At 45.4% G+C, this 26,312-nt stretch carries 22 protein-coding genes and 1 tRNA gene; 11 read left to right on the plus strand and 12 right to left on the minus strand.

The genetic code is table 11. From position 1 onward, the window contains the following. Positions 1-40 precede the first annotated feature (40 nt). The 6 genes from ACTRWI_RS08810 to rpsU all read right to left on the minus strand — a co-directional run bounded on the left by ACTRWI_RS08810 (position 41) and on the right by rpsU (position 6,104). Positions 41-571, minus strand: a complete 531-nt coding sequence (locus tag ACTRWI_RS08810; protein WP_499130610.1) for a hypothetical protein — start codon at positions 569-571, stop codon at positions 41-43. A gap of 794 nt (positions 572-1,365) precedes the next feature. Continuing rightward, positions 1,366-1,441, minus strand: a tRNA-Ile gene (locus tag ACTRWI_RS08815). Between the two features lie 163 nt (positions 1,442-1,604). Next, entirely contained in the window at positions 1,605-3,449 is a 1,845-nt protein-coding gene (gene rpoD / locus ACTRWI_RS08820; RefSeq protein ID WP_499130612.1) for an RNA polymerase sigma factor RpoD, read from the minus strand. Positions 3,450-3,548: 99 nt separating this feature from the next. Then, complete coding sequence (gene dnaG / locus ACTRWI_RS08825) at positions 3,549-5,300, minus strand: DNA primase (RefSeq protein WP_499130614.1); 1,752 nt, start codon at positions 5,298-5,300, stop codon at positions 3,549-3,551. Positions 5,301-5,419: 119 nt separating this feature from the next. Then, a complete protein-coding gene (locus tag ACTRWI_RS08830; protein ID WP_499130615.1) occupies positions 5,420-5,863 on the minus strand; it encodes a GatB/YqeY domain-containing protein in 444 nt (147 codons plus the stop codon). 25 nt (positions 5,864-5,888) lie between these two features. After that, a complete protein-coding gene (rpsU, locus tag ACTRWI_RS08835; RefSeq protein WP_004396009.1) occupies positions 5,889-6,104 on the minus strand; it encodes a 30S ribosomal protein S21 in 216 nt (71 codons plus the stop codon). Positions 6,105-6,359: 255 nt separating this feature from the next. On the opposite strand from rpsU, the gene tsaD reads away from it, so the two are divergent. Both tsaD and ACTRWI_RS08845 read left to right on the plus strand, forming a co-directional pair. Next, positions 6,360-7,376 carry a tRNA (adenosine(37)-N6)-threonylcarbamoyltransferase complex transferase subunit TsaD gene (gene tsaD / locus ACTRWI_RS08840; RefSeq protein ID WP_499130617.1) on the plus strand — a complete coding sequence of 339 codons (1,017 nt, stop codon included), beginning with the start codon at positions 6,360-6,362 and terminating at the stop codon, positions 7,374-7,376. Positions 7,377-7,482: 106 nt separating this feature from the next. Then, positions 7,483-8,298 (plus strand): alpha/beta fold hydrolase, encoded by an 816-nt coding sequence (locus ACTRWI_RS08845; protein WP_499130619.1) that lies wholly within the window; start codon positions 7,483-7,485, stop codon positions 8,296-8,298. 44 nt (positions 8,299-8,342) lie between these two features. Here the strand turns inward: ACTRWI_RS08845 and plsY are convergent, their stop codons facing one another. Beyond that, complete coding sequence (plsY, locus tag ACTRWI_RS08850) at positions 8,343-8,939, minus strand: glycerol-3-phosphate 1-O-acyltransferase PlsY (protein ID WP_499130620.1); 597 nt, start codon at positions 8,937-8,939, stop codon at positions 8,343-8,345. Positions 8,940-9,077: 138 nt separating this feature from the next. Here plsY and folB point away from each other — a divergent pair, with 138 nt between their 5' ends. From folB to ACTRWI_RS08865, 3 genes are read left to right on the plus strand one after another with little or no spacing between them, the layout of a single operon-like run. Next, a complete protein-coding gene (folB, locus tag ACTRWI_RS08855; protein ID WP_008222534.1) occupies positions 9,078-9,437 on the plus strand; it encodes a dihydroneopterin aldolase in 360 nt (119 codons plus the stop codon). Next, positions 9,434-9,916, plus strand: coding sequence for a 2-amino-4-hydroxy-6-hydroxymethyldihydropteridine diphosphokinase (gene folK / locus ACTRWI_RS08860; protein ID WP_434566606.1), 483 nt, complete (start codon positions 9,434-9,436; stop codon positions 9,914-9,916). The genes folB and folK overlap by 4 nt, the downstream gene beginning before the upstream one ends. Before the next feature lie 15 nt (positions 9,917-9,931). Then, positions 9,932-10,735, plus strand: coding sequence for an undecaprenyl-diphosphate phosphatase (locus ACTRWI_RS08865; protein ID WP_004740781.1), 804 nt, complete (start codon positions 9,932-9,934; stop codon positions 10,733-10,735). An 87-nt stretch (positions 10,736-10,822) separates the two neighbouring features. Here ACTRWI_RS08865 and ACTRWI_RS08870 read toward each other — a convergent pair whose 3' ends face one another. After that, positions 10,823-12,085, minus strand: a complete 1,263-nt coding sequence (locus tag ACTRWI_RS08870) for a multifunctional CCA addition/repair protein (RefSeq protein ID WP_499130637.1) — start codon at positions 12,083-12,085, stop codon at positions 10,823-10,825. Positions 12,086-12,175: 90 nt separating this feature from the next. Here ACTRWI_RS08870 and ACTRWI_RS08875 point away from each other — a divergent pair, with 90 nt between their 5' ends. Both ACTRWI_RS08875 and ACTRWI_RS08880 read left to right on the plus strand, forming a co-directional pair. After that, positions 12,176-13,846 carry an ExeA family protein gene (locus tag ACTRWI_RS08875; RefSeq protein ID WP_499130622.1) on the plus strand — a complete coding sequence of 557 codons (1,671 nt, stop codon included), beginning with the start codon at positions 12,176-12,178 and terminating at the stop codon, positions 13,844-13,846. Then, positions 13,846-14,766 (plus strand): general secretion pathway protein GspB, encoded by a 921-nt coding sequence (locus ACTRWI_RS08880; RefSeq protein ID WP_499130624.1) that lies wholly within the window; start codon positions 13,846-13,848, stop codon positions 14,764-14,766. The genes ACTRWI_RS08875 and ACTRWI_RS08880 overlap by 1 nt, the downstream gene beginning before the upstream one ends. A 124-nt stretch (positions 14,767-14,890) precedes the next feature. On the opposite strand, the gene ACTRWI_RS08885 is transcribed toward ACTRWI_RS08880, so the two are convergent. The 3 genes from ACTRWI_RS08885 to ACTRWI_RS08895 form a co-directional block, all read right to left on the minus strand. Continuing rightward, the gene (locus ACTRWI_RS08885; protein WP_499130625.1) at positions 14,891-15,502 is read right to left on the minus strand and encodes a TIGR04211 family SH3 domain-containing protein; all 612 of its coding nucleotides are present in this window, start codon (positions 15,500-15,502) and stop codon (positions 14,891-14,893) included. A 205-nt stretch (positions 15,503-15,707) separates the two neighbouring features. Beyond that, entirely contained in the window at positions 15,708-16,970 is a 1,263-nt protein-coding gene (locus ACTRWI_RS08890) for an inorganic phosphate transporter (RefSeq protein WP_499130627.1), read from the minus strand. 128 nt (positions 16,971-17,098) lie between these two features. Next, a complete protein-coding gene (locus tag ACTRWI_RS08895; protein ID WP_008222549.1) occupies positions 17,099-17,779 on the minus strand; it encodes a TIGR00153 family protein in 681 nt (226 codons plus the stop codon). Between the two features lie 207 nt (positions 17,780-17,986). Between ACTRWI_RS08895 and ACTRWI_RS08900 the strand changes: the two genes are divergently transcribed. Next, the gene (locus tag ACTRWI_RS08900; protein WP_499130629.1) at positions 17,987-19,504 is read left to right on the plus strand and encodes a CYTH and CHAD domain-containing protein; all 1,518 of its coding nucleotides are present in this window, start codon (positions 17,987-17,989) and stop codon (positions 19,502-19,504) included. A 39-nt stretch (positions 19,505-19,543) separates the two neighbouring features. Here the strand turns inward: ACTRWI_RS08900 and ACTRWI_RS08905 are convergent, their stop codons facing one another. Then, entirely contained in the window at positions 19,544-20,293 is a 750-nt protein-coding gene (locus ACTRWI_RS08905) for a potassium channel family protein (protein ID WP_032498675.1), read from the minus strand. Between the two features lie 96 nt (positions 20,294-20,389). On the opposite strand from ACTRWI_RS08905, the gene ACTRWI_RS08910 reads away from it, so the two are divergent. The 3 genes from ACTRWI_RS08910 to hldE all read left to right on the plus strand — a co-directional run bounded on the left by ACTRWI_RS08910 (position 20,390) and on the right by hldE (position 26,258). Next, positions 20,390-21,646, plus strand: coding sequence for a methyl-accepting chemotaxis protein (locus ACTRWI_RS08910; protein WP_499130631.1), 1,257 nt, complete (start codon positions 20,390-20,392; stop codon positions 21,644-21,646). Positions 21,647-21,857: 211 nt separating this feature from the next. Then, positions 21,858-24,707 carry a bifunctional [glutamate--ammonia ligase]-adenylyl-L-tyrosine phosphorylase/[glutamate--ammonia-ligase] adenylyltransferase gene (gene glnE, locus ACTRWI_RS08915; protein ID WP_499130633.1) on the plus strand — a complete coding sequence of 950 codons (2,850 nt, stop codon included), beginning with the start codon at positions 21,858-21,860 and terminating at the stop codon, positions 24,705-24,707. A 120-nt stretch (positions 24,708-24,827) separates the two neighbouring features. Then, a complete protein-coding gene (gene hldE / locus ACTRWI_RS08920) occupies positions 24,828-26,258 on the plus strand; it encodes a bifunctional D-glycero-beta-D-manno-heptose-7-phosphate kinase/D-glycero-beta-D-manno-heptose 1-phosphate adenylyltransferase HldE (protein ID WP_499130635.1) in 1,431 nt (476 codons plus the stop codon). Positions 26,259-26,312: the final 54 nt, after the last annotated feature.

Below are 26,312 nucleotides of genomic sequence, written 5' to 3' on the forward strand. Positions count from 1 at the left end.
CCTCAGAATATATCAGCCTAAGCTAGCACATAGTATTATTTTATTTACACTTTACGTTAACAGTTGCCTTTACAGTTACTGTTGAACCTGACTTGAAATTTACTGCTTGTTCATTAACAAGTGCCAGTGCTTGTACTGTATCTGTAGTGTTAAAATTAGCCGCATTTGCGTCGGATTGGTTGTCGATTCTTTGAAATTCTTGTTCAAAATCAGCGGTGGACGAAAGATTGCTTAAATCTGTGCCTACAGCAATTTTTACTAATCTTGTATCAGTGACGGCTGTATCTGCTGAGTCTGTACCAGTTATAGATATGTCAGTGAACCAAATTTTAGCATCCTTCGTTGCGTTAGATGTGAGTTTGAAAGTTGCGAAATCTTCGGTACTTCTTTCTCCTTTGAACTTGATAGAGCCTGTTCGATCAATGGTATCCTTGTAATTGATACCGCAAACCGCCGGGACATCCTCAGAAAAGGTCAGTTCAACACTTGAGTCTGCCGTTGAACCCGTAGTAGCGGCAGTGGCCTCTGATACTATTAAATTGAGTAAAAATATTATGGTAGTTTTTCTCATTTAAACATTCCTATATTGATTCAAAGTGCTATCAATGTCTTTAGGCTGGTATTCATTAGCCCAATAGACTCCTCATGAACTCTGCATTTTAATGAGGTTTGCTGACCTAAAAATAAAAATTATTGTTGCTCAATTTAAACATAGCAGAGGTTTATTTCCTGAATATTTGTGAGTTATTTTCAATGATGTCATGATGTCATGATGTTGTGCCTATTTTTAATAGTGTTAAGTATATGAAGCAGAAGTAATCAATATCTATTGATATCGACACGTACTCTGAGTGATTTTTTTATTTAGGTTTTCTTATCTTGTTTGGCATCATTTTCTTTGTTGCCAGATTTCTATTGTATCCTCTATCCTAACCTCGACTCCATTCCCTAGTTCATACGAGAATTACTTGAGAACGTCTAGTGTTAAAGCTGACTATTGCAGTATGAATACCAGTCCAGTGATTAGCTGCTGTTTCTGGTTCTAGTCTTCGGTTCTGAGTCTCTTGGTTAAACTCAGCAAGAATTCTATTCAGGTATGTGGGTTCAGTCAGGAAGCTGTTTTGTAGTTCTACTTTGGTGTTGGGGGGAGGGGATGTATCTAACACAGAAGTATTTCGTACCGATGAGAAAGCTTACTGATGGTCGATATCAGCCTGAGGTAGATTTACGGGTTCTGTAGTGATTAGGTGGCGTCTTTCGGTGAACTAATAGTATCGCCCTTACAGGAAGTAATCGAAGACCGGATATGGAAAGGACTAGAAAAGATAAAGGCCCATGAATTTCTTCATGAGCCTTATCGGAATTTGGTGGCCCCTCCCAGATTTGAACTGGGGACCGAACGATTATGAGTCGTGCGCTCTAACCACTGAGCTAAGGGGCCGTAGGACATAGATTATAGGGGAAGCATTCAGTTGTGTCTAGACACGATAAGGGGTAATTCCGCTTGCATCTTAACCACTTAAACCACATAGGTACAAAAAAGGTGAGCCATAGCTCACCTTTTCTTAATTATGCTTAAAAGCTAATCACATCAATGTGTGTGATTACTCGTCTAGGAAGCTGCGCAGAGTTTCTGAACGGCTTGGGTGACGAAGTTTACGCAGTGCTTTTGCTTCGATCTGACGGATACGTTCACGGGTTACGTCGAACTGCTTACCAACTTCTTCAAGAGTATGGTCAGTGTTCATGTCGATACCGAAACGCATACGCAGTACTTTAGCTTCACGAGGTGTTAGGCCTGCAAGAACGTCTTTAGTTGCACCACGTAGGCTGGTTGCCGTTGCAGAGTCTAGAGGTAGTTCTAGCGTTGTATCCTCGATGAAATCACCTAGATGCGAATCTTCGTCGTCACCGATTGGTGTCTCCATAGAGATTGGCTCTTTCGCAATTTTCAGTACTTTACGGATCTTGTCTTCAGGCATTTGCATGCGCTCAGCCAGCTCTTCCGGAAGTGGTTCACGACCCATCTCTTGCAACATTTGACGAGAGATACGGTTTAGTTTGTTGATCGTTTCGATCATGTGAACTGGAATTCGGATAGTACGAGCTTGGTCGGCAATCGAACGAGTGATTGCTTGGCGGATCCACCATGTAGCGTATGTCGAAAACTTGTAACCACGACGGTATTCAAATTTATCAACCGCTTTCATTAGACCGATGTTACCTTCTTGGATTAGATCCAGGAATTGTAGACCACGGTTTGTGTACTTCTTAGCAATCGAGATTACTAGACGTAAGTTCGCTTCAACCATCTCTTTCTTCGCACGACGAGCTTTCGCTTCACCGATAGACATGCGACGGCTGATATCTTTGATGCTTTGAACGGTCAGAGAGGTCTCTTTCTCGATCATGTCCAGTTTCTGGATTGAACGACGAATATCACCTTCGTGACGTTTAATCTTTTCTGCGTATGGCTTATCAGAAGCAAGAACTTCATCTAACCATGCTTCGCTTGATTCGTTGCCAGTAAATAGAGCAATGAAAGATTTCTTCGGCATTTTGCCGTACTCAACCGTTTGACGCATGATTAGGCGTTCTTGAGTACGTACACGATCCATCGAGTTACGCAGTTCGTTTACTAGGTAATCAAACTGTTTTGGTGTTAGGCGGAACTCTTTGAATACGTCTTGCATCATTGTTGTTGCAAGCATTGCTTTCGGGCTTTCTTGGCCGTATTCGTTGATCGCTAGCTGACGGTTTTGGTAGCTAGTACGAAGCGCTGTAAACTTCTCAAGAGCAAGCTCAGGGTCGATACCTGTATCTTCTTCTTCCTCTTCAGTTTCATCATCAACGTCTTCTACGTCTTCGTCATCCAGATCAGTTTCAGCAAGTTCTGAACCGATGTGAGTTGCTGTTGGTGCAGCGGTGCCATCGTCATCTGGGTCAACGAAGCCGTTGATTAAGTCTGTTAAGCGAATCTCTTCTGCTTGTACACGGTCAAACTGTTCCAAGATGTATGGAATAGTTCCAGGGTACTCAGCAACAGATAGTTGAACGGTATTGATACCATCTTCAATGCGCTTCGCAATGTCGATTTCGCCTTCACGAGTCAGTAGTTCAACTGTACCCATTTCACGCATGTACATGCGAACTGGGTCAGTAGTACGGCCAATCTCGCTTTCTACGCTTGAAAGCGCAGCAGCTGCAGCTTCGGCTGCGTCTTCATCTATATTAGCATCGTCATCATTAAGTGCTAGATCATCAGCATCAGGTGCAGTTTCAACTACTTTGATGCCCATGTCGTTAATCATTTGAATGATGTCTTCTACCTGTTCAGAATCCACGATTTCTGCAGGTAGGTGGTCGTTTACTTCGGCGTAGGTCAGATAGCCTTGTTCCTTGCCTTTAATAACAAGTAATTTAAGCTGTGACTGCGGATTTTGATCCATAGATGATATCCAACTTCAGGTCTGGTGAAGGACGTTGCATTCTCAAATGCAAACCAATTATGTTAACAAATTTATTAAATGCTGACTAATCAAACAGGGTTACGCTTTTAGATCTAGCATTAAAGCTAGTAGCTCCCTTTTTTCTTCGGCTGATAAACCGACACTTCTTGCTTTGGCCTGCAGGTTTTCAATTTGTTTTTCAACGCACTGGGCAAGTATTTTGTCCAATGAGTCTAAAAATATGTCTTCTTGATTGTCTTCATCGAGGGGGATTTCCCAGCTCGCGAGACGAGACAGAAGAGCCTCATGTTTGTTATCTCGCCAGTGCTCTAATAACTGGCCGGTGTTGATATGGGGATGCGCGTGGCATTTATCAAGTACTTCGACGAATAAACTTAGTCCAGGCAATGGTAAGCTTTTGACACTTGATAAATCCGGTACCATATCAGCATAGCTCGGATTTTGGATAAGCAAAGCGATAACTTCACGCATTGGAGTTCGCTTGAGCTCTTTATGCGGTTGAGGTGTCGAGTTTTGTGTATGAACACGAGCACGTCTCAGTTGGTTATCAAATCCAGTTCGCTCATCTAATAATTTTTCGAGCAACTCTTGGAAATAACTGTCAGGAATTTTATTAATTAAGGCGCTTGCGTGCGCACGCAGTGCCGATTTTCCTTCGGTTGTTCCCAAGTTAAGTTTGTGTATTTCTATCAGGTTGTCGAACAAATAGGTCGACAGTGGCGTTGCATTTTGGACGAGCTGCTCAAAAGCGGCCTTACCATGTTCTCTAATATAGCTATCTGGGTCTTCACCATCGGGTAAGAACAGAAATTTGAGTGTGTTACCTGTTTTCAGGTACTCAAGTGCATTTTCTAGAGCGCGCCATGCGGCCTCTTTACCTGCTCGGTCACCATCGTAACAACAAACCACAGTGCTGGTTTGTCTAAACAGCATCTGGATGTGGTCACCGGTTGTTGAGGTGCCTAGTGAAGCCACCGAGTAATCTACACCATATTGCGCAAGCGCCACGACATCCATGTAACCTTCAACCACAAGGACTTGAGGCGGTTCACGGTATGCCTGCAATACTTCATAAAGGCCATACAGCTCTTTACCTTTATGGAAGATAGGCGTCTCTGGTGAATTTAGGTATTTTGGTGTGCCATCTTCTAAGACACGACCACCAAAACCAATTACACGACCACGACGATCACGAATCGGGAACATTACACGGCCACGGAATCGGTCGTATCGGTTGCCTTTATCATTCTCGATCAACATGCCGCCGGTCACAAGCATGTCTTGTGCTTCTTTTTGTTTGCCAAAGTTCTTACGAACTAAGTCCCACTCATCGGCCACGTAACCAATGCCAAACTTCTGGACGATTTCGCCCGATAGACCACGATTTTTAAGGTATTCAATCGCAGGCTTATTGGCTGCTATTTTTAGCTGAGAACGATAGAACTGGCTAATGCCGCCCATCAAATCATAGAGGTTACGCTTTTGTTCAGTGTTGGCTCTTGGTGCGGTAGAAATCTCACCGCTACGTTGTTCTCTTGGAACATCGAGCCCTAAGAAGGAGGCGAGCTCTTCAATAGCTTCAACGAATTCAAGACGTTCGAACTCCATAATGAAGTCGATGGCGTTACCGTGTACGCCACAACCAAAACAGTGATAAAACTGTTTTTCTTGGCTTACACTAAAGGAGGGGGTCTTTTCGTTATGAAACGGACAACAAGCGCCGTAGTTTTTGCCTTTTTTCTTAAGTTTCACGCGTGCGTCTATGATGTCGACAATGTCGAGACGCGCTAGGAGATCATCGATGAAACTACGCGGGATGTGTCCAGCCATAAAACCTTAGAAAAATGCACTAACTGAGAGTGTGGATAATAATAGTTTGAATAGGTTACAGATACAAACAAGCCGTGCGTTCCGAAGGATTGCACGGCTTGTTGCAATTTGATTTGGGATTAAGCGAGTTTAGAGCGAACTAAACCACTAACTTTACCCATATCTGCACGCCCTTGAATTTGTGGTTTCAAGATAGCCATTACTTTACCCATGTCTTGCATGCCCGCAGGTTGAGCTTCTGCAATTGCGCTATCAAGTAGTGCAATGACTTCATCTTCAGTAAGCGGTTGTGGCATAAAGCCTTCAAGTACAGCAATTTCTGCTTGTTCCACTTCAGCAAGATCTTGACGACCAGCTGATTCATATTGAGCAACAGAATCGCGACGTTGTTTAACCATTTTTACTAGTACAGCAAGAATGTCGTCATCGCTCAGAGTAATCTGTTCGTCGACTTCACGTTGCTTTACAGCAGCAAGAGCTAAACGGATAGTGCCAAGGCGCGGTTTGTCCTTGGCTTTCATCGCTAATTTTTGCTCTTCTTTGAGTTGTTCAATAAGAGCCATAACTCAGTCCTTATGGATTAAGTTATTAGTACAGGCGAACGCGACGTGCGTTTTCGCGAGCTAGCTTCTTAGCGTGACGCTTTTGAGCTGCTGCTTTAGCGCGTTTGCGAACTGTAGTTGGCTTTTCGTAGTGCTCGCGACGGCGAACTTCAGAAAGGATACCTGCTTTTTCACAAGAGCGCTTGAAACGACGTAGTGCAACGTCGAACGGTTCGTTTTCACGTACTTTAACTATTGGCATATGCCTTTCACCTCAGGGGTTATTCATTATCGCTGGCTACTGATGACCAAATCAGAAAGATTATCCGTAGACAACTTTCGATTAAGTGTGGTCTCTAACCAGCTTGATCAAAAATGGTGCGGAATTTTAATCCGATCAGAGTGGCTTTGTAAAGCACTTTGTCGATTATAGTCTGTACAATATTTGTTTGAAGAGCTTAGGCAGGGTAATATTGCGTTAATTTCCCATTTTAGACGAAGGCGTGCCGAGAAAATTATGCGCATTATTGGTATTGAAACCTCTTGTGATGAAACAGGAATCGCAATTTATGATGATGAGCAGGGCCTGCTTTCTCATCAATTATACAGCCAAGTAAAGCTGCACGCCGATTACGGTGGTGTAGTCCCTGAGCTGGCATCACGTGATCACGTGAAGAAAACAATTCCGCTAATCAAAGCGGCTCTTAAAGAGGCAAACCTAACCTCTCAAGACATCGATGGTGTGGCTTATACTGCAGGCCCTGGCCTTGTTGGTGCTCTGCTTGTTGGTGCAACGATTGGTCGCAGCATTGCTTACGCTTGGGGTGTGCCAGCTGTGCCTGTTCACCACATGGAAGGTCACCTTCTTGCTCCTATGCTAGAAGATAACCCGCCTCCGTTCCCATTTGTCGCTCTGCTAGTTTCTGGTGGTCACACCATGATGGTCGAAGTGAAAGGCATTGGTGAATACAAGATCCTTGGTGAGTCGATTGATGATGCAGCAGGTGAAGCGTTTGATAAGACGGCGAAGCTGATGGGCTTAGATTACCCTGGTGGTCCGCTGCTATCTCGACTTGCAGAAAAAGGCACGCCGGGTCGCTTTAAGTTCCCACGTCCCATGACGGATCGTCCGGGCCTGGATATGAGCTTTTCGGGCCTAAAAACCTTTGCTGCGAACACGATTCGTGACAATGATGATAGTGAACAAACTCGTGCCGACATCGCATATGCATTCCAAGAGGCGGTTTGTGGCACCTTGGTAATCAAGTGTAAGCGTGCCTTGGAACAGACGGGCATGAAACGTATAGTGATTGCTGGTGGCGTAAGTGCAAACAAACAACTACGTGTTGAACTTGAGGCACTTGCTAAGAAAATTGGTGGCGAGGTGTACTACCCGCGTACTGAGTTCTGTACTGATAACGGTGCGATGATTGCTTATGCCGGTATGCAGCGCCTGAAAAATGGTGAGACTGCAGATCTTTCAGTTCAAGCCACACCGCGTTGGCCGATTGACCAATTAGAGCCAATTGCGTAAGACATCAAAATGTTTCGATAAACGGTCGCTTAGTGCGGCCGTTTTTATATCTTAGCTTACCGACTATAAGTCGATAAACAATTGCTGATAGAGATTAGGGAAGAAAATGAACAAGTTCACTATAGATAATCAATCGATGGCTTACCTAGACGAAGGTGAAGGCCCAGTTGTTGTACTAGGGCACAGCTACCTTTGGGATAGTGCGATGTGGAAGCCACAGGTTGAAGCATTAAAATCTCAGTACCGTTGTATTGTGCCTGAGCTTTGGTCTCATGGTGAGTCTCAAGCGGCACCGAGTGCTATGTGTAACTTAAAAGACTACGCTCAACATGTTCTGGCACTGCTTGATCACTTAAACATCGAAGAGTTTTCTGTGGTGGGTTTATCGGTTGGTGGTATGTGGGGCACAGAGCTTGCGGAGCTAGCACCGTCACGTATCAAATCTTTGGTACTGATGGACACTTTCGTCGGCTTAGAGCCAGAAGTAGCACACGCGAAATACTTCAGTATGCTCGATACGATTTCTCAAACCAAGATGGTTCCTCAACCTATTGTTGAAGCGGTTGTGCCATTGTTCTTTGCTAATGAAGCACAAACTAACACGCCAGCTTTGGTTGAGGGTTTTACTCAGCAGTTATCGGCATTACAGGGCGAACAAGCAGAACAAGTAGCTCGTATTGGTCGTATGGTGTTTGGACGTCGTGACATGATTGAAACGATTGAGAACTTTGCGCTACCTGTATTAGTTGCTGTCGGCCAAGAAGACAAACCACGCCCGGTACTTGAATCCTACCTGATGCATGATTGCATTTCGGGTAGTGAATTAGTGGTGATCCCTGGCGCGGGACATATTAGCTCGCTAGAGCAGCCAGAGTTCGTAAACACTATGCTGAAAGAGTTTTTAGGCAAGCATCTGCTGTAGTTTACCTATCGCTAAAAATGGTCGGTTTAATCTTGAAAATAAGGTTAAACCGATTTTTTTTGTCCGAGCTTTGGTTCACTGCCGTCAAGTAGACGGCGGATGTTCTGGTGATGACGCAGCACGATCAAGCAACACAGCATAGCTACGGGAAGGGTGTATTGAGGTTTGACTAACCAAGCGTAGAAAGGGGCAAGTAGCACGGTCACCAATGCAGCCAGAGACGAGTATCGAAACAAAAGCGCGACGACTAGCCAAGTTGCCATGATCATTCCGGTTAAGTCGAATCCAATTGGAGCGATCGCGCCCAGTGCCGTAGCAACGCCTTTACCACCTTTAAAGTGGAAGAAGATCGGGTACATATGACCAAGACAAGCTGCAATCGCAACAATACCTAAGATAATTGAGTCGATACCGAGAAAGTAACCAAGCCAGACTGGAATGGTACCTTTTAACATATCACAGAGTAATACTGCTGCTGCTGCGCCTTTGCCACCGACACGTAATACATTGGTCGCACCTGGGTTGTTGGAGCCCACCGTTCTGGGATCTGGAAGCCTTAAGACTCGGCATATCAAGACCGCACTAGAGATTGAACCTAGCAAATAGGCAGCAATGATCATGATAAGTGCCAATGGGGTCATGTCTGTCCTTTAACGGTTATACGCCTAACGATGGGAAAATAATGCTCAATCCCAGAGTAATTGATATCATATCTCGAATTACGCAAATAATACGTTTTTTTCCCCAATTTGGGTATCCGACCTCTAAAAGGACAAGTCATGGCACTGGATAAAGTTTTCATTGAGCAGCTAGAAGTAATTACAACGATCGGTGTTTACGATTGGGAACAAGAGATCAAACAGAAGCTGGTACTTGATATTGAAATGGCCCATGACAACCGCCCAGCAGGCAAGAGTGATGATGTGGTTGATGCTTTGGATTATTCGAAAGTGAGCACTGCAGTACTTGAGCACATTGCAAATGGCCGTTTTCTACTTGTAGAACGTGTTGCTGAAGAAGTCGCAGAGCTTATTATGACTCAGTTTTCTGTTCCTTGGGTAAAAATCCACCTAGCGAAGCCTGGTGCGGTGCCTCAAGCAAAAGCGGTGGGTGTGATCATCGAACGAGGTCAGGCATGACCATCGCCTATGTTGGTGTTGGCACGAACATAGACCGCGACAAGCATGCAAGGGTGGCATGGACAGAGCTTCAATCGTTAGGGACTAACCTTAAATGCTCTAAAATCTATCACTGTGAGCCTGTTGGTTTTAATAGCCATCCATTTTATAATTTTGTGATAGAGCTCGACACGCCACTTTCATTGACTGAATTTTCACGGGAACTTCGTAAAATTGAGTATAAATGGGGGCGTGCGCAAGATGCACACAAACTTCAGGATCGAAATTTGGATCTTGATATTGTGCTGTTTGGCGATGAGATATCTGAGTCTGCTCCAGAGTTACCACGCAGTGATATCTATAAATATCCTTTTGTAACACAACCACTTTATGATCTTTGCCCTGCGAGAGTGATCCCGCAAGACGGAAGAACCGTCAGTGAAATATGGCAGAAGATGCAGCAACTAGACTCGCTCTCTGTCGTAGATATAAAACTATAACTTTAAAGGTAAGTAATGAGTTATTTTGAAGCGTTTATATTGGCGTTGGTGCAAGGCTTTACTGAGTTTTTACCTATTTCCAGTTCGGCACACTTGATTCTTCCATCAGCGGTTTTAGGCTGGGAAGATCAGGGTTTGGCTTTTGATGTCGCGGTCCATGTCGGTACTCTGGCCGCGGTCGTGATCTACTTCCGTAAAGAAGTGATTTCGTTGTTGAGCGCATTCTTCGGCTCAGTGTTTAAGGGCGATCGTAGTAAAGAAGCGAAATTGGCATGGATGATCATCCTTGCGACGATTCCTGCATGTATCTTTGGTCTGTTGATGAAGGATATTGTTGAACTTTACTTGCGTAGTGCATGGGTGATTGCGACAACGACAATTGTCTTTGGTCTGTTGTTGTGGTGGGTAGATAAGAACTCAAGCCTACGAGATGATGAGTACCAAGCGGGCTGGAAAAAAGCGTTGTTTATTGGTCTCGCTCAAGCCATGGCAATCATTCCTGGTACCTCTCGTTCAGGCGCTACGATTACAGCAGCACTTTACCTTGGCTTTACTCGTGAAGCAGCAGCTCGATTCTCTTTCCTAATGTCTATCCCAATCATCACTTTAGCTGGTGGTTACTTAGGTCTTAAGCTTGTGACCAGTGGCGATCCAATCCATGTGGGCACATTGCTAACCGGTATTGCGGTGTCTTTCATCAGCGCTTACATCTGTATTCACTTCTTCTTGAAGCTTATCTCACGTATGGGCATGACACCGTTTGTTATCTACCGCCTAATCTTAGGTTGTGGTCTGTTTGCTTTCTTAATGATGCAGTAACAGGCGCTGATAACAGTCTCGCCGTAAAATTGAAAAAGCCCGCTTAACAGCGGGCTTTTTAATACGTGCTGACTAACAGATTGAAGGTTAACTATTAGTGAGCTCTGATAACGCATTTTCAATGGCTGCCGCTCTGCGCTTCTCTTGTTCTTCTCGAATATCTTTACCTTTAAAGCCATCGGCAATAATTGCTTTTACTTCAACTTGAAGTGCCGCCTGATAGGCCGCTTCAAAACGAGCCTTTTGAGGGTAAGGCTGATCTTCTAAACCTTTGCGACCCGCGTGGTCAGCTTGGCAACAAAGCAAGATGTCGTTAAGGCGATCTGGTTTGCGCCAAACGTCGAATTTGTTGAGAACCTTAAGGAAAGTTGTCGGCTTGAGCTCGCCTGCACGATGAATGTTTGAGTGCTGCTCACACACTAATAGTGCGAGGTCTCTGAATTCATTAGGCACTCTCACTCGTTCACACAGTTTCTTGATGATCTTAACACCTGTGTGGCAGTGCATCTTATGGCTTGGCCATTCCGCTTGTGGTGTCACGCCTTTACCTAAGTCATGCACTTGAGCGGCAAAGCGAACTGGCAGCGATGGGCTTAATAGCGCTGCTTGTTGGGCCACCATCAGAGTATGGATACCCGTGTCGATTTCAGGGTGCCACTTCTCCGGTTGAGGAACACCAAACAGAGCGTCAATCTCTGGTAAAACAACCGCTAATGCACCGCACTCTTTCAACACCGAAAGGAACACTTCTGGATGTGGTGTACTGAGTGACTTGTGCCACTCTTGCCACACTCGCTCAGCAGTAAGGTGAGCAAGTTCTCCTGATTCAACGATCGTCGCCATCATGGCCATGGTTTCAGGTGCGACGCTAAAACTGAGATGGTGAAGCTTGGCTGCGAAGCGCGCAACTCGTAGCACTCGAAGCGGATCTTCAACAAAGGCATCGGATACGTGTCTAAGAATACGATCGGAGAGGTCTTGCTGGCCGTGGTAAGGATCGTGAAGGTTGCCTGCATCATCTTGAGCGATGGCGTTGATCGTCAGATCACGGCGCATGAGATCTTCTTCTAGGCTAACATCTGGTGCGAAGTAACATTCGAAGCCTGTGTAACCAGAGCCTGACTTTCTTTCTGTGCGCGCCAGTGCATGCTCTTCTTTGGTTTTTGGGTGTAAGAATACTGGAAAGTCTTTACCTACCGCAGTGAAGCCAAGGCTTTCCATCTCTTGAGGGGTACTGCCGACGACCACCCAATCTTTATCGTAGCTATCAATATTGAGTAGCTTATCGCGCACGGCTCCACCAACTAGATAGCGCTGTAGCCCATTCTCTTTTGGTAGGCTATAGTATATTTGCAACGTATCACCTCGAAATGTTTTATCACTGCTGGACTTTACGGCAAGCAATGGTACTTTCCATTAATCGTAATTATAGGGCAGCACATGTATAAGGAATATTTTGGCTTCGTTGAGATGCCATTTTCGATTGTACCAAATTCTCACTACTTGTTTTTGAGTCAGCGACACCAAGAGGCGATGCAGAACCTACAAGCCGGTTTAGGCGAGGGTGGGGGCTTTGCAATGCTCACTGGTGAGGTGGGAACCGGTAAAACAACGGTCGCTAAGGCGATGTTGTCCTCTCTGGATAGCCACACTCAAGCTGGCCTTATACTCAACCCTACATTTTCTAATACTGATTTGCTTGAAGCTATCTGTGATGAGTTCGAGATCGACTATCCGCAACAGGCATCACTCAAGCAACTGAGTCAGGCGATTCACTATTTCTTATTGGATAGCCATGCCGAAGGTATTCAAACCTTATTGGTGATAGATGAAGCTCAGCACTTAGCTGCCGATGTATTGGAGCAGCTACGCCTTTTAACGAACTTGGAAACTGACAGCCGCAAGTTATTAAAAGTATTGCTGGTTGGTCAACCGGAATTACAACAGCACCTCCAGACTACGCAATTGCGCCAACTAGCGCAGCGTATTACGGGGCGCTACCATTTGTTGCCGCTCAACACTCAAGAGACAGGTAAGTACATCGAGTTTCGTTTAGAGACGGCTGGTGGCGGGCAGATGCTGTTTTCGAATCGCTCCGTTAAGGTGATTGCTCAATATACTCATGGTATTCCAAGATTGATTAACTTGGTGTGTGATAAGGCGCTGCAGCTCGCTTTTCATGATGGAGATCCAACACCGAGCAATGACACGGTCAACAAAGCGTGTCAGCAGATCATGGCGTTTCAAGCCGAGGTTTACCATGTCGAAAAACCTCGAGTAGCGAGCGTGCTCCCAAAACTAGTAAAATACGCGAGTGCTACTACCTTGAGTGTCGCGCTTGCGATGGCGACCTTCCTTTTTGCTCCAACCTACATTGAGACATGGCTAACAACTCAACCTTCGAATGAAGCCCAAGCATTAAACTCAGCAAAGATACAGCGGTCGTTAGTCGCAGATATGCCTAAGGTGGTTGTTGAGTCTGAGATAGACAAGTTCGCACTGCCAGCACATATTCAGCAACACTTGATGCAAGGAACTAACCGTTCGCTGGCGATCAAGGACTTATATACGCTTTGGGGATACCAATCCTCTCTGCGTGACGGTTTATGTCTAAGCGAGCCACAAAGCGTGTTCGTATGTGAGCAACAACAAGCAAGCTTTGATGACCTTCTAGAGTTAGGCGTTCCTGTGGTATTGAACCTAGATGTAGAGCAAGAGCCGGTATTTGCTGTGCTTTATGGCGCATCACAAGACGCTGTCGAGTTACTGGTGAACGAAAAACTGTTAATCATGCCGAAGCAATCTCTAGAGAAGGTCTGGCATGGTGATTATGTCGCGATTTGGAAACAGCCATTGCGAGAAACGTTAAAAGAGGGATATCAGGGAGAAGCTGTCGCTTTGCTTGATTTGTTGCTTTCTGAGGTTCTTGGAGAGGTTGTATCTGGTAGTGATGTATTTGATTACGAATTAAAAATGAAAGTCGAAGCATTTCAAACTTGGCAGGGCATGTCGGTCGACGGTATTGTTGGTCAACGAACTTTAGCGAGGCTACAAAGATTAGCTCAGCTTGACTCTCCTAAGTTAATGTCATTAAACGGAGGAGCGATCTAATGTCACGCATTATGCATGAGCTGAATCAGTCCTCAGATAAATCCAGCTTCAAGGGTTACCAAAACCATCAGGTGCCAAGTTCTGCAAAGAGTATCAGCAACAAACGCGGTTCGTCGCTGGCTATGGGGTTGCTTGTTTTAATTGTGCCTTCTTTGTTGGTAGGTGGTGTCTTGGTGTATCAATCTTACCATCAACAGCAAACGGCTAACCAAGCTGCTATTAGTTCGAGTTCAGAAGCAGAACCCCAGTCTGTTCAAGCCAAGGATATCGAAACGGCTGATTTGAATTTCGAAGAAGAAGTCGAAGATGAGCCTCTGTTTGTGGTGCGTCCAGCGCCGACTGGCAAGACGCTAAAATCGTTACCTCGCCAAGAGGTTTATGCTCATGTTAATTCTGGCAGCACTAACTTTTCTGCTGGTGTTACCGTGCCGGTAGTTACTGCCGAGAGCAGTGCGCGAACGGTCGATGATTCAGAGCTGTCATTAGCCGAGCCAGAAGTTGGACCTGGTGTGAACGATGAAAGCAATTATCAGCAATCAGATAGCGACTTGCTACAAGGCTTAGATTTGGCCGAGTTACCGCCTGATTTGGCATTGAAGCTAGAAGCGATTATGGATGAGCAGCCACGTGCGCCTGAGCCAATGGATTCGCGACCAGCAAGTCAGATGGAGCCTCAAGTGATTGAGCTCGAAAATCACGTTAACAGTTTGTCTGGCGTATTACCTAAGCTCGACTTACAAACTCATATGTATTCAAGCAGTGAGAACAAGCGTTGGGTCAAAGTGAATGGGCGAGAGGTGTCACAGGGCGATTGGATCGGCAACGATGTGCAATTGCTAGAGATAAAGCCGCAATCTGTAGTTGTTGAATTTAACCAGCAGAAGATAGAAATTCCTGCTTTGTATGAGTGGAAGGGTTAACCCAAGGCTGTAACAAGCACTTTGATAGCATGCTGAGATAAATAAAAAGGAGCACTTAGGTGCTCCTCTTTGGTATTCGAGATTGAATTTACTTTGCTCAACGCAAAACAGTCAAACGAAACGCTTACGCCCAGCCGTTTGGTGACTTTTTACGACGAGGAATGATGTGTGGTAGAACAAGGCCTAGAAGTAGACCAATACCAGCAACACCACCACCGTACATAAAGTACTTCAATAGTAGGTCATCTTTCTGCGTGTCTAGCTTAGCGCGTAGCTCACGGTTTTCTGTTTGAGAGCTTGTTAGCTGTTGGCTAATCTCGCTGTAGTTCTGCTCTAGTTCAGCAATCTGCTTATTACGAGAATCTAGAGAACTTGCTAGACCTGCCTTTTCGCTGTCAGCTGTTTGACGTGCATTAGCCAGCTGGGCTTTCACTTCTGTCAGCTCTTTTTCAAGCTTAGGCATGCGCAGAGCCATGCTCTCTCTCGTGCTTACAAATTTGCTCTCAACCCAACCTTTACGGCCACGGTTGTCTTGGATTTGCGTGTAACCTGTGCTCTTGTTTGCTTGCAGGTAAGTGATCTTCTCACCAGCATCAACACTGCCGATGATACGGTAGGTGTTGTTTGGGCCAGAATGCATATAAGTAAATAGTTTGTCAGCAATATAACGGTCTTGTGCAAAGGCAGCTGGAGCCGCAAGCATTGCGAACAAAACTAAGCTAATCAGTTTTTTCACAGTAAATCCCTTAACGATTCAAGTTGGGTAGGCGGATGAGTCAGCCTCAATGAGCAAATAATATTTAGTTTCTTTATGCGGTGCAACAAAGAAGGGAGGCAAAGCCTCCCTTTCTGTGCGTTTGAGTCAATAATGACATAGCATTTACATATCGTTACTGAAGCTCACATAGCTCTGACGCTAGCCTTGGCTAACTCAGTGGCAATTACATGCTAAACATAGCCTGAATTCCGTAGAAGAACACAACAGCAAGGAGAGCACCTGCAGGCAGTGTCACAATCCACGAAGCCACGATATTACGTACAACGCCTAAGTTCAGTGCCGCGATACCACGAGCAAAACCAACACCCAATACCGCACCAACTAGTGTTTGTGTCGTAGAGATTGGAAGACCGGTACCTGATGCTAGAACAACCGTACATGCTGTAGCAAGTTGTGCTGCAAAGCCACGGCTTGGTGTTAGTTCAGTGATACCAGTACCAACCGTTGCCATAACCTTATGACCAAGAGTCGCAAGACCAACCACGATACCAAAACCACCTAGAGGAAGAATCCACCATGCGATAGTACTCTTACCTGTTATTTCGCCCATATGCTCAACCGTGGATACAACAGCAGACAGTGGACCAATCGCGTTTGCAACGTCGTTTGAACCGTGTGCGAATGCCATCGCACAAGCTGTGATAACCATTAGTACAGAGAAGATGCCTTCAACACCAGCAAAGCCGTGGTCTTCTTCGCGGTTAGCGAATTTCTTCTGGATGTATAGGTAACCACCAATCATTACAATGGCTGATACTGCTGCAGCCCAAAGCCATGCTTCAGTATTGCTTAGGTGAAGACCAACGTGCTTAAGGCCTTTCTTGATTGTGACCAGTGCAATTACCATCGTTGTGATGAACATGTACACAGGAACGAAACGTTTAGCGTTGAACAGTGGGTTCTCAGTATCAAAGATCAGTCGCTGAGCACTCACAAAGATAACGTAAGCGAAGAAACCAGAGATGACAGGAGTAATAATCCAACTTCCCACGATACCTTGAACGCTGCCCCAGTCTACCGCTTCAGTACCGACAGATACGCAAGCGAAACCGATGATTGCACCGATGATTGAGTGAGTAGTAGAAACAGGCCAGCCCATGTATGAAGCTAGAAGTAACCATGTACCAGCAGCAAGAAGCGCTGACATCATACCGAATACAAGTATGTCTGGTTGATGTGCGAATAGAGACGTCTCGATAACACCTTTACGGATCGTATCGGTAACTTCGCCACCGGCAAGATATGCACCAGCGAATTCAAAGATCATTGCGATAATGATCGCTTGTTTAACGGTTAGAGCTTTAGAGCCTACTGAGGTGCCCATTGCGTTCGCAACGTCATTTGCACCAATACCAATAGCCATCAAGAAACCGAAAGCTGCTGCAACAATAATCAGGACAGTGCCGTAGTTAGCAAGGATATCCATCGTAATACCTAGTTGTTTGATAACAAGCGGAACAAATTTAGACGCAAAAAACCGCTCAGCGAGAGAAATACTCAACGCATAAGTGGTTTGTTCAAAAAATGCTCTTCGTTATATGGTTAACGTATGATTTAAGATCGAGAAAGCATTACTTCAAGACGAGCGCCTACACGCTGTGCTTGATCTGCAATACCACCAACCCATTCAAGAATTTTGTATAAGAACATGATATCAACTGGATTCAGATCGCCTTCAATCGCCATTAGTTGTTGGCGTAGTTCGATCTGCATCGCATCCGTGTCATCTTCAATTACATCTAATTGATGAATCATTTCAGCAACGAGTGTTACTTCGCGGCCTTTAAAGCCAGTCTCAAGTAATTCGTCTAGTTCATTGATTACGTTTTGTGCTTGGTTCGCTGCATCTAGACAACGTTTAACGTAAGCGATGAAGTTTTCTTGTAGAGGAGCAGGAATGACAAGTTGACGACCATATACACGGCCAGCAATGTCTTTCGCTAGGTTTGCTAGTTTGTCTTGCTGAGTTAATAGCTCCAACATGTCGGTGCGATCAACAGGCATAAACAAACCACGAGGAAGTTTAAGGCGAATTTCACGTTTTAGTACGTCAGCTTCTTTCTCAAGGTGAGAAATTTGAGCTCGAATTTCAGCTGCTTTTTCCCAGTCACCCTTTGAAGAAACTTCAAAGAAATTAACTAGGTGAGAACAACATTCGTTCACGCATACTACGTGACGCTGCAAAGGTTTAATTGGGGACTTTGCAAATAACCCCATAATTGTATTTACTGGCATGGTCATCCAACCTAATAAATAATAACCTTAAAACAACATACACCAAATTCATGGTGGAATGTTAAGCGATGGCTACAAAGTCGCGCATGTTAACCTAATCAATCTCTCATTAAAACTGTTTTAGATCATCATAAGGGCGATATTTCTGACTTGCCGACTTTGAAAATTGGCAATATCCTGTCCCTATCTTCACAGAAAGGTATAACTATGGAAACCGAGATAGAACTGAAGTTTTTTGTTTCTCCTGATTTTTCAGAGACTTTACGCAATAAAATTGCTGAAACTAAAGTACTTCAGCACAGTTGTCGTGAGCTAGGTAACATCTACTTTGACACCCCTGACAACTGGCTACGCAAGCACGATACCGGCTTGCGCATTCGACGCTTTGATGACGTATTTGTACAAACGGTAAAGACAGCTGGTCGCGTTGTTGCAGGTCTGCACCAAAGGCCTGAATACAATGCAGAACACGACAGCAATCAACCCAAGCTTGCCTTGCATCCAGAAGATATCTGGCCTGAAGGCAAAGATATCGAAACACTGGAAGCCGAGCTTACTCCACTCTTCTCTACTAACTTTACACGAGAGCAGTGGCTGATTGGCATGCCTGACGGTAGTCAAGTTGAGGTTGCTTTTGATCAAGGTTTCGTCGAATCAGGCGACAAACAAGAGCCGATTTGCGAGGTTGAACTCGAACTTAAATCCGGTCAAACCGATGCTTTGTTTACACTGTCTCGCCAATTCTGCGAACAAGGTGGTATGCGCTTAGGAAACTTAAGTAAAGCTGCTAAGGGTTACCGACTTGCTCAAGGTTATCAAGGCGATGAAGTTACTCCTTTGACCTTAGTTGGTACTGACAAAAGTGACACCGTTGAATCGTGTTTCATTCATTCTTTAGAGCATGCTCTCGCTCATTGGCATTACCACGAGCAAATTTTCACCGAGCGTCAATCGATTGAAGCTCTTCATGAGATCAGCCATTCACTGAGTTTTATCCGTCAGACTTTCACCATTTATGGCGGCATTGTGCCAAGACGTGCCAGCGCCATTTTGCGTCAAGAGCTGAAATGGTTAGAACAAGAGTTGGATTGGCTAAAAAGTTATGATCACTTTGAGGATTTGCTAGAAGATAAAGGCCATGTTCTGCGTAAGCTTGATGCTCGTAAGTTCTTAGTGGCAGAGCTAAAAGAGATGCAAGAGCAATTGCCAGATCGTGAAGAGTTACTGACTCTCTTGAGCTCTGCTCGCTACACCGGTCTTCTGCTTGATTTAAGCCGCTGGATTCTTACCCGAGGCTGGCAGCCATTCTTGGACGATAAAGCGCGCGAGCAAATGGGACGCGGAATTGAATGGTTCTCTGTTAAGCAGCTTGATCGCACCTGGGCGGAGCTGATGGAAGCTTTTCCACCAGAACGCGTGATGACAAGCCAAGCCTACATCGACCAGCAGTATCGTTTGATGCGTAACCTGTACTCTGGCGTTGGCTTTGCGAGCTTGTACGATGACGATGAGCGTAATAGCTTCCGTTTGCCTTGGGCGGACATGGTGCAAGGTATTGACGATTTATTGATGCTGCGAACCTTACAGCCACTCACTGAGAAGTTAGAAGGTGATGAGAAAGATCAGCTAGAGCGCTGGCTTGCTCGACAAGAGGTTTCGATTCTGCATGCGATGGAGCAGACTCGCCAAATCAGTGTTGAAGTTGAGCCATACTGGCAAGACTAGTCTCAACACTAACATCCATTTTTAAATAGGGCCTTGGCCCTATTTTTTTGTCTGTCGTTCAAGCGACTCGAGCCGTTCTAGTATTTGTTGTTGCTGTTCTAGAATCTTATCCAGCTTGCGTTCTTTATTTTCTAACTGTTGGTTTTGAAGGTCGGTAGGCTCGGTAATTAGCGAGGTGATTAGACCTGAGATCATACCAAACACGCCAACCCCACAGATGATCACAATCGACGCGATTAACTGACCTGCAGTGGTTACTGGATAATGGTCACCATAGCCCACGGTACTAATGGTGACGAAAGCCCACCATAACGCATCATGACCTGTCGTGATATTGGCATTAGGATCTTTGTGTTCCAATAGCAGGATCGTGCCAGCCCCGATCGTCAGTAAGATCACCAAAAGCAGAATGATGGAAGCGAAAGTGGTCTCTTTCCTATTGCGAAACAACTCTCTGAAAATACGTTTGCTTGAACGCAGTACTAAGATAACTCGCAGGATTTGAAAAATACGAGCGAAACGAAGAGGTTCGATCATTGGGATACTTGCCAAGAAGTCGATCCAGTGTACTTTGAGGTATTCTTTCTTATTTTGTGATCTGAATAGATCAATGGTGAGCTGAAAAAGAAAAACACTACAGATTATAAAATCGAGGCCGATAAGGACTTGTTTCGATTCTTTATCAATCGGCGCAAACAACAAGCCTGAGATCACAAATAACGCTAAGAAAGAGAGAATCAGTGATAATAAGCTCATCGGCTTAGGTGTGTCTTTGATACTATTTAACATTCATACGAGGCTCAAAATAAATCGCGAACCTGACTCAATCAGCCATCTCGCGGGTATATAAGCCATCAATATATAAGAGTTAATGGAGAACTGACAATGACTAAACTGTCATTCAAGCCGTGGGAAAGGGTAATCTCTGATATTCGTCTCGTTCCGAAAATGATCATGCTGATGGTGTTCAGTACCATCTTGATTATTTCTAAACAGCTATGGGACGCGAGCACTTTTTACGATTCATTGCTCGCTGCAACGAACAATGCGCAGGTTGCACAGCAGCATTATGAGACTTACCTAGTCCAAGTCGCTTGGCAGACAGGCTTGATGATCATTGTGTTTGTGGTTCTTCTGTTAGCAGCGGCTCGCGTGATGCTGCGTCAAACCCAATATCTTAGTGATGCTATCAAAACGATGGCAGACAAAAACCTATCTGTGCCGATTCAAATGGATTGTAAAGATGAATACGGCGATGTAGCACGTGAGCTAGAAAAAACACGAGTTCAGCTACAAGACATGGTGAAAGCTCAATTGGCTTCTTCTGATGAGCTATTTGCTCTAACAGAAGTAATGACCATCAGCATGTCAGAGACTAAAGAGTCTGCTCAAGAAGAGTTTAATGAGATTGACCAACTGGCAACGGCAATGAGTGAAATGACCTCTACTGTTCAAACGGTTGCTGAACATGCACAAAGCGCTTCTTCTCTTACTGAGCAAGCATCAGGCCAAGCCTTAACGGGACAGAAGTTCGTTAAGGGCTCTGTATCTAAGATGAGTGAACTCTCTTCAGATATCGCAGCGTCTGCGGCAGCCGTAAACCAAGTAGAAGAGCGCGTTGATTCAATCGGTAGCGTTGTAGGCACCATCCAAGGCATTTCAGAACAAACCAACTTATTGGCACTAAACGCAGCGATTGAAGCGGCGCGTGCTGGTGAAGCCGGTCGTGGTTTTGCCGTGGTTGCTGATGAGGTTCGTAACCTTGCACAGCGTACTCAGCAAGCAACCGTCGAAATTCAAGATATGATCAGCCACCTACAAAGCAGCGCTAACTCTGCGGTAGAGCTAATGGAAAAGAGTGTTGTTGAAGCGGCTGAAGGTGTAGATCTAGTGACCAATGCTGGCTCTGAACTTGATGGCATCGTGAGCCAAGTGAACCAAATCAATGACATGAACTTCCAGATTGCGACAGCTGCAGGCCAGCAGAGCTGTGTTGCGGAAGAGATGAGTGTTAACCTGACCAATGTTCGTGAGCTTGTTGAAGCTTCAGTTGTGGTGGTCGGTGAGCTTCTAGAGACCTCTCAGCTTATGGAAAGCAACGCGCAAGAATTGGACGGTAAGATTAAGCAATTCGAGGTGTAGCCTTAATTTCTCAATCCCTATTGTTAGTGCCTGTTTTCTAGAGAGAAAGGTATAACTCGATAAGTTAACCGATAAAACGCCCACATTACTGATGTGGGCGTTTTTTATTGGCGTAACTTTGGTATAACTTATGTTTAGTTGTGAAAACTCGTTATTGAAAAACTGACCCAACAAATTGATTGTTCGCGCGCAGCTTATACAAGGAAGAAACATGCTATTGCCTTCTCAACTCGTCACTCATTCGCAGTCAGCTTTTGAGCAATTATTAGAGCACCAAAGTGAAGCCATTAATGCTTGGTCTGAGCCGCTAATTGAAGACCTTAAACATGTCTTAGGATTAAGCTGCTTTATCGGTGATTGCTTACAACGTGACACGATCTTATCGACGACTCTACCGGATATGTTGGAATGTGAGGAGCGTGCAGAAGGGTATCGTCGACGATTGGCTGATCTGCTTTCAGATTGCACTGACGAAATGAGCGGCCAACGAGTGCTGCGTCAATTCCGTAACCGAGAGATGACCTATATTGCATGGCGTGACTTTATGGGCTCTTGGGAGCTTGAACAGAGCTTAAGTCATCTCTCTATGTTGGCTGAAGCGATGATCTTCGAGACTTATCAATGGCAGTACGACATTTGTTGTAAAGAGTGGGGCACACCTTGTAATGAACAGGGTGAAGCACAGCCGATGCTTATCATTGGTATGGGCAAGCTTGGTGGCGGTGAACTCAATTTTTCTTCTGATATCGACCTTATTTTTACTTACCCAGAAAATGGTGAGACCCAAGGTGTAAGACGCAGTATTGCCAATGCACAGTTCTTCACTCGCTTAGGGCAACGTATTATCAAAGCGCTCGATCAACAAACCTTTGATGGGTTCTGCTATCGAGTCGACATGCGCTTACGTCCGTTTGGGGAGAGTGGTCCATTAGTAATGAGCTACGCAGCACTAGAAGATTACTACCAAGAACAGGGAAGAGACTGGGAACGCTACGCCATGGTTAAGGCACGCGTAATGGGTAGTGAGATGTACCCTGAATATCAAGAGCTGCGTAAGATGCTACGCCCGTTTGTATTCCGTCGTTATATCGATTTCAGTGCGATTCAATCTCTGCGCCGCATGAAATCGATGATCAGCAGTGAAGTGCGTCGTCGTGGTTTATCTAATAACATCAAGCTCGGCTCAGGCGGTATTCGTGAAGTTGAATTCATTGCACAAGTCTTTCAGCTGATTCGTGGTGGTCGCGAGCCGAGCCTACGTGGACGAGGGCTTTTGGAGACCTTAACCGCCATTGACTCTTTGTATCTACTAGAACCCCAAGAAGTGGCTGACCTGCGCGATGCTTACCTATTTTTACGTCGCCTAGAGAACTTGTTACAGGCGATGGCTGACAAGCAAACCCAGACACTACCGGACGGTGAGTTAGAACAACTTCAGCTTGCGGTTGCCATGCAATTCAATGATTGGGAGAGTTTGATTACTGCAACTCGCGTCCATATGGCGAACGTACACAGTGTGTTTGAAGAGCTGATTGGGGTTGATGAAGAGGACGCTAACCCAATCGCGAGTCACTTCAGCGAGTTGTGGGATATGGCCCATAAGTCGGATGTTATCGAGCATGTATTGCAGCATGATATAGCTATCGCCAACCCGCCAGAAGCGGCGAAAACGATTATTCAATTTAAAGCGGATATTGCTAAGAAAACTCTTGGCCCGCGTGGGCGTGAAGTTCTCAATCGACTGATGCCGAAAGTCTTTCAGGCCCTGTATACCGCTAAAGACGCCGAGTTTGGCTTATCGCGTATACTGCATCTACTGCATAAAATCGTCACGCGTACCACTTATCTAGAGTTGCTCGATGAGCACCCTGCTGCATTGACTCAACTTGTTCGTTTGTGTACGGCGAGTCCGATGATCTCAGAAAAGCTTGGACGATACCCAATTCTGTTAGATGAACTTATCGACCCTCAGCAGCTGTATAACCCAGTGCCGCTTGAGTCTTACAAGACAGAATTACGTGATTACCTTGCTCGTATTCCTGAAGACGACATGGAGCAGCAGATGGAAGGCCTGCGTCAGTTTAAGCAGACCTGTATCCTAAGAATTGCCGCGGCTGACATTGCTGGTGTGCTGCCGGTTATGAAGGTGAGTGATCACCTGACTTACTTAGCAGAAGCGATTGTTGAAGCCGGTATTAACCAAGCTTGGCTACAGGTGTCGGCTAAGTTTGGTGAGCCTACTCACCTTAAAGAGCGTGAAGGTCGCGGCTTTGCGGTTGTTGGCTATGGCAAAGTCGGAGGCTGGGAGCTTGGTTACAACTCAGACCTCGATATTGTGTTTATGCACGACTGCCCGGTACACATCTATACTGATGGTAAGAAAGAGATTGATGGACGCCAATTTTATCTAAGGTTGGCTCAGCGTATTATTCATATATTCTCTACTAGAACTGCATCGGGGATCCTGTATGAAGTCGATACTCGCTTACGTCCATCGGGAGCTTCGGGCTTGTTGGTTAGTCCAACCGATGCCTTTGATGAGTATCAACACAATGATGCGTGGACATGGGAGCATCAAGCACTGACTCGAGCTCGTATGATCTATGGTGATGAGCAATTGGCTTCCGCATTCAACAAAACACGTCATGAGGTGTTGTGTTTGCCACGTGATGAAGCAACGTTGAAAAAAGCGGTGGTGGATATGCGAGAAAAAATGCGTGATCACCTTGGCGGCAAAAAAGCCGATCGATTCATGCTTAAGCAGGATGCTGGTGGCATTACTGATGTTGAGTTTTTGGCGCAATACTTGGTGTTACGATACAGCCACGAGAAGCCAAAACTGACACGTTGGTGTGACAATGTCAGAATCTTTGAGAGCTTGTTATCACAAGGGATCATGGACGAGCAACAAGGCATGGCACTGACTCATGCGTACACAACGCTACGCGATGAAATACACCATCGTAACCTCCTCAACCTAGATGCAGATGTGTCGATTGATAAGTTCGAAATGGAAAGAGAGCATGTGGTTCAAGCATGGAAGCAGTGGATGGAAGCTTAACTTGTCTTGCGCTTAGTTATCACAGTGCCTATCGAGATAGGCTTTACTCATTTTTCTATGGTTTAGCCACTGTAATCAGTGTGCTAGACTCTAGCCAGATTCGATTTTTGGAGCTCAACAATGAAACCAATTCTACCTGACTACAGCCAATCAGGTGTTCTTATTGTCGGTGACGTCATGCTTGATCGTTACTGGTATGGTCCAACTGGCCGTATTTCACCAGAAGCACCAGTGCCTGTGGTAAAAGTAGAAAATAACGAGGAGCGCCCTGGTGGTGCTGCCAACGTTGCAATGAACATTGCCTCGCTTGGCGGTCATGCTCATGTTGTTGGTTTAACTGGTAAAGATGAGCCTGCTGAGGTGCTGAAAAATACCTTGGGTGCGCTGAAGGTTAAGTGTGATTTTGTTGAGTTAGAAGACTACCCGACCATCACCAAACTACGAGTGATGAGCCGCGGTCAGCAGTTGATTCGTCTTGATTTTGAAGACAAATTTGAAAACACCAATCCAGAGCTCATACTGTCGCGTATGGAGCAAGCATTGCCAAATGTGCGCTCGGTGATTTTGTCAGATTACGCGAAGGGTGCATTAGAGCATGTACAGAGCTTCATTCAAAAAGCACGCGCAGCGAATGTGCCAGTATTTATCGACCCGAAGGGCGCGGATCTAGAGCGCTACCGTGGTGCGACTTTGCTTACACCAAATATGGCGGAATTCGAGCTCGTTGCCGGTAAGGTTAAGTCGGAAGAAGATCTAATAGAGAAGGGCATCGCCTTAATCGAAAAGTATGACTTTGAAGCCTTACTGGTGACTCGCAGTGAGAATGGTATGACGTTACTGCGTAAAGGTCAGGCGCCATTCCACTTGCCAACACAAGCGAAAGAAGTGTATGACGTGACAGGCGCTGGTGATACGGTTATCTCCGTTCTGGCTGCTTCTGTTGCTGCTGGTAAACCATTAGATGAAGCCTGTGCATTAGCAAATGCTGCCGCAGGTGTTGTGGTTGGTAAGCTAGGTACATCAACCTTGTCGACAATTGAACTAGCGGAAGCGATTCACGGTAGTCAAGATACAGACTACGGCGTAATCTCAGAAGCGGCACTGGTTGAAGCGGTGAAACGCGCTCGTGCTAAAGGCGAGAAGGTTGTAATGACTAATGGTTGTTTTGATATTCTGCATGCCGGCCATGTTTCTTACATGAACCACGCGGCTGAACTTGGAGATCGTTTGATCGTTGCGGTTAATACCGATGAGTCAGTTAAGCGTTTAAAAGGTCCTGGTCGTCCTGTGAACCCTACCGATCGTCGTATGGCGGTATTGGCAGGTTTAGGTGCGGTTGATTGGGTTGTTCCGTTCTCTGAAGATACACCTCAGCGTTTGATTTCTGAAGTGCTGCCAAGCATTTTAGTCAAAGGCGGTGATTACAAACCTGAAGAGATCGCAGGTGGTGCGGAAGTCATTGCAGCGGGTGGTGAAGTGAAAGTACTTAACTTTGAAGATGGTTGTTCGACAACTGAAATTATTCAAGCAATCAAAGGTGGCCGAGGCTAATTTTTCGCTTTGAATACCCAGTTTAATAGACAATAAAAATGCCGCTCAATGAGC

This window comes from Pseudoalteromonas sp. G5_S1_14_S5 (assembly GCF_054968605.1).

Coding starts and splice junctions, on each gene's coding strand:
- ACTRWI_RS08910 (WP_499130631.1), top strand. CDS start 20,390: ATGACTAAACTGTCATTCAAGCCGTGGGAAAGGGTAATCTCTGATATT.
- glnE (WP_499130633.1), top strand. CDS start 21,858: ATGCTATTGCCTTCTCAACTCGTCACTCATTCGCAGTCAGCTTTTGAG.
- ACTRWI_RS08895 (WP_008222549.1), bottom strand. CDS start 17,779: ATGCCAGTAAATACAATTATGGGGTTATTTGCAAAGTCCCCAATTAAA.
- ACTRWI_RS08875 (WP_499130622.1), top strand. CDS start 12,176: ATGTATAAGGAATATTTTGGCTTCGTTGAGATGCCATTTTCGATTGTA.
- folB (WP_008222534.1), top strand. CDS start 9,078: ATGGCACTGGATAAAGTTTTCATTGAGCAGCTAGAAGTAATTACAACG.
- ACTRWI_RS08890 (WP_499130627.1), bottom strand. CDS start 16,970: ATGGATATCCTTGCTAACTACGGCACTGTCCTGATTATTGTTGCAGCA.
- tsaD (WP_499130617.1), top strand. CDS start 6,360: ATGCGCATTATTGGTATTGAAACCTCTTGTGATGAAACAGGAATCGCA.
- rpsU (WP_004396009.1), bottom strand. CDS start 6,104: ATGCCAATAGTTAAAGTACGTGAAAACGAACCGTTCGACGTTGCACTA.
- ACTRWI_RS08865 (WP_004740781.1), top strand. CDS start 9,932: ATGAGTTATTTTGAAGCGTTTATATTGGCGTTGGTGCAAGGCTTTACT.
- plsY (WP_499130620.1), bottom strand. CDS start 8,939: ATGACCCCATTGGCACTTATCATGATCATTGCTGCCTATTTGCTAGGT.
- dnaG (WP_499130614.1), bottom strand. CDS start 5,300: ATGGCTGGACACATCCCGCGTAGTTTCATCGATGATCTCCTAGCGCGT.
- ACTRWI_RS08830 (WP_499130615.1), bottom strand. CDS start 5,863: ATGGCTCTTATTGAACAACTCAAAGAAGAGCAAAAATTAGCGATGAAA.
- ACTRWI_RS08900 (WP_499130629.1), top strand. CDS start 17,987: ATGGAAACCGAGATAGAACTGAAGTTTTTTGTTTCTCCTGATTTTTCA.
- ACTRWI_RS08845 (WP_499130619.1), top strand. CDS start 7,483: ATGAACAAGTTCACTATAGATAATCAATCGATGGCTTACCTAGACGAA.
- ACTRWI_RS08880 (WP_499130624.1), top strand. CDS start 13,846: ATGTCACGCATTATGCATGAGCTGAATCAGTCCTCAGATAAATCCAGC.
- hldE (WP_499130635.1), top strand. CDS start 24,828: ATGAAACCAATTCTACCTGACTACAGCCAATCAGGTGTTCTTATTGTC.
- folK (WP_434566606.1), top strand. CDS start 9,434: ATGACCATCGCCTATGTTGGTGTTGGCACGAACATAGACCGCGACAAG.
- ACTRWI_RS08810 (WP_499130610.1), bottom strand. CDS start 571: ATGAGAAAAACTACCATAATATTTTTACTCAATTTAATAGTATCAGAG.
- rpoD (WP_499130612.1), bottom strand. CDS start 3,449: ATGGATCAAAATCCGCAGTCACAGCTTAAATTACTTGTTATTAAAGGC.
- ACTRWI_RS08905 (WP_032498675.1), bottom strand. CDS start 20,293: ATGTTAAATAGTATCAAAGACACACCTAAGCCGATGAGCTTATTATCA.